This is a genomic window from Nocardiopsis kunsanensis DSM 44524 (assembly GCF_000340965.1).
In the GTDB taxonomy this organism is placed as follows: Bacteria; Actinomycetota; Actinomycetes; order Streptosporangiales; family Streptosporangiaceae; genus Nocardiopsis; species Nocardiopsis kunsanensis.
Map to the genome: position 1 here is coordinate 1 of NZ_ANAY01000065.1, position 3,137 is coordinate 3,137.

The window sequence follows — 3,137 nt, forward strand, 5'->3', positions numbered from 1 at the left end:
CTGTCACCAACCGCTTGCACAGCAGCACCCCCGACACGAGTTAACAAAGTACTACTAGCGGGAGATCCAGCACGCAGGTCACCGGGGCACGACCCCTTGTTTCGACAAAGCCGCGTTCACACCCGCGTGTGCGAGGCAATGGAGAGCGTGGGCGGTGCTTGACGTGGCCGTCGAGGCGGGGGAGCCCGGCCCCTCACGATTCACTGCTCACAACCGCCAGACCAGGACCGGAGATCCTGCTCCCGAGGCCACGATCATGTGCCCGTCCCGCGTGAGCGAGACGGACCGCAACCGCGCCTGCCCCGTCCGCAACGCCGCCGCCGGCGCGTAGTGCGCCGTGTCGCGCACGAACACCTGCCCGTCCCACCCCGCCGTGACGAGCGCCGACCCGTCGGCGCTGAACCGGGCGTCGCAGATCAGGTCGTGGTGTCCGGCGAACGCGGGGCCTTCCGCGCCGGTGTCCGAGGCCCACGTGCGCACCACTCCGTCGGAGTCCCCCGTGGCCATCACGGGCCGCGCCGGGTTGAACGCCGTCGCCGACACCATCGGCGCGACGGATTCATAATCGGCCAGCATGGCGACGGGTGTTCCGTCCGTGCGCCACATCCGCGCGCTCCGGTCACTGCTCCCGCTCAGGAGGGTGGAACCGTCCGGTGAGAACGACACCGACAACACCATGTCCTCGTGTCCGGGGAAGCTGACCACGCTCCGTCCGATCCGCAGGTCCCACAACAGCACGTGCCGGTCCGCCGACCCGCTGGCGATGAAGTTCCCGTCGGGCGAGAACTCCAGGCACGAGACCGCCCCGGTGTGTCCCGTCAACACTCCCAGCGGCCGCATGTTCACCAGGTCCCACACCCGTACACACCGGTCCTCGTGCCCGGTTGCGAGCAACGTCCCGTCGGCGTTGAACGCCAGCACGTTGACGGACCCGCGGAAACCGGCGAACTCCCCCAGGTGTGTCCCGTCGTAGCCGTTCCACAGACAGATCGCGCCGTAGCCGGCCACAGCGATGAGGCTCCCGTCCGGGCTCACCTCCGCCGGGCCGGGCGGCACCCCCTGCGGGCACGGCGGGAGTGCCCCGAAGTTCGGTCGGCCGGCGGCCCACCGCGAGACCACCGTGCTCAGCGGCTCCGACACGGCCTGGGCGGGTGTGCTCTCCCGCCCGCGCCGGGTGAAGGTGCCGGTAAGTTCGCCGTTCCCGCTGCCCCCGCCGGGGGTGTCGGAACCCTCGGAGCCGTACACAGCGGCAGCGGCTGCAGCCGCTGCCCGGGCGTCCGCAGTCTTCTGGTCGGGCGCCGGCCCGCCTACCCGGGCCGTAGAGCCGCCCTGGCCCGGGTCCGGGTGCGATCCGGGCTCAGCGCCTTCCTCGTACCGGCGCACGTCCTCGGGGCCGGGCAGCCGGAACGTCCCTGTGCTGTTCGGGGCGAGCCTGGGCCCGGCCTGCCCCTCCGGCACCGCGTGCCCCTGCGCGACGGGATATGCCGTCTCCCCGCTCCCCCGATCCGCCGGTGCGCCGTTCCCTGATCCGGCCGTGGTCCCGGTGGCAGAGCTGTCAGCAGCGCCGGATCCGGTTTCCCCCTCCGCCGGCGAGGGGCTGGTCTGCTCCGGTGGCTCACTGTTGGCCAGCGCCGCTGCGAACTGCGCGGACGTGGGACGCGATTCCGGGGTCCGGTTCCAGCAGGCCGCCACGAGTGTCCGCAGCAGCACCGGGAGGTCGTGTGTTGCCGGGGCGTCCCCGGTCAACCGGAACTCGACCTCCTCGTCCGTGCCGGCGTCGAAGGGGTTCTTCCCGGTCGCCGCGTACACGAGCACGGTCGCCAGCGCGAACATGTCGGACGCGGAGTCCCCCATGGCGCCTTCGGCCTGCTCAGGGGCTTTGTAGGGGAGGTGTCCGAGCGGGCATCCGCGAGCCGGTTCCGGGCCCTCGTCGGAACCGGCTCCCGTGCCGGGCGTGGTGCCCGCACTCGCGTTCGATCCCGCGTCGGCGACGGTGGAGGGGGAGGAACCGGTGGGGCCGGGGTAAGCAGTGTCGGCGGCCTTCCCGGCCTCACCGGGTTCCTCCTCGCTGGGAGGTTCCACGGAGACCGGTGCTCCGGTGGGCAGGGGCGGCTCGACCGAGATCGGCGGTCCGGTCGGCGCCGGAGGCTGCCCGGCGACACGCTTTCCTGTGGGCGCGGGCTCCACGGGGACCTCGTCGTCCGAGGGCTCTGGGGCCTCGGAGGCCTCGGTGTCGAGTGCGCCGGGCTCGGGCTCCGGTCCCGGTTCCACCAGCGTCCCCGTGCCCACGTCCGCGGCCTTGCCCTCCCGTACCTGGTCCACGGCGAGGTCGTGGACGTCGTCGGGCAACCGGGTCGCCAGGCGTCCGCCGCCGAAGTCCACCAACCGGATCCCGTCGTCCACGAGCACCACGTCCTGCGGGTTCAGGTCACCGTGCACGAGGTCGTTGCGGTGCAGTTCCTCCAGCGCCCGTGCCAGACCGGTCGCGAGGATGCGCAGCGCCGCCGTCCCGAGGATCCCGAAGTCGGCGACGGTCCGCTCCAGGGTGATCCCGTCGACGTACTCGGTCGCGATCCAGGGTGTTCCGGCCTCGGGGTCGGCGTCCAGGACCCGCGCTGTGTGCGGGCTCTCGACCTCTCGCGCGGAGGCGCTCTCGCGGACGAAACGCACGTGGAAGTCCGGGTCGGAGGCGAGCTCGGGGTGGACCACCTTGACGACGACCCGCTCACCTTCGGGGCCCGCACCGAGGTAGGAGGTCCCCACGCTTCCAGAGCCGAGGAAGTGGGTCAGACGGTACGGACCGATACGGGTGGGGTCAGCGGATCTGAGGGGATGCAACGTACGGTCGCTTTCCGGGTCGTGCTGTGGTGCCGGTGCGGGCGGTTCGGGGATTGTCTCAGGTTCCCCGGGGCATGAGATGTGCGGCACCCGCCCATGGTTCTGAATCCGAGTCGAATTCGGGAAGGATGCGGGGCGGCCTCGGGTCGGCCCCAGCCACGGACACGATCCTGGGCGGCCGGGTCCGCGCCGACCTCTTGTGAGCCTTTTTCATCTTGAAGGCGCAGGTCACAGCCCTGTACCGGTCTCCCTGACCCCCTCCCGAACAGCAAGAAGCCCCTGGTAGACGGGTTAACGAC

1 protein-coding gene is annotated in these 3,137 nt (G+C 71.4%); it reads right to left on the bottom strand.

Features of this window, described 5'->3' with window-relative positions; genetic code table 11:
* Positions 1-207: 207 nt before the first annotated feature.
* On the bottom strand, positions 208-2,763 hold the full coding sequence (locus D456_RS0123160) for a protein kinase domain-containing protein (RefSeq protein WP_017578560.1): 2,556 nt from the start codon (positions 2,761-2,763) through the stop codon (positions 208-210).
* Between the last annotated feature and the right edge of the window lie 374 nt (positions 2,764-3,137).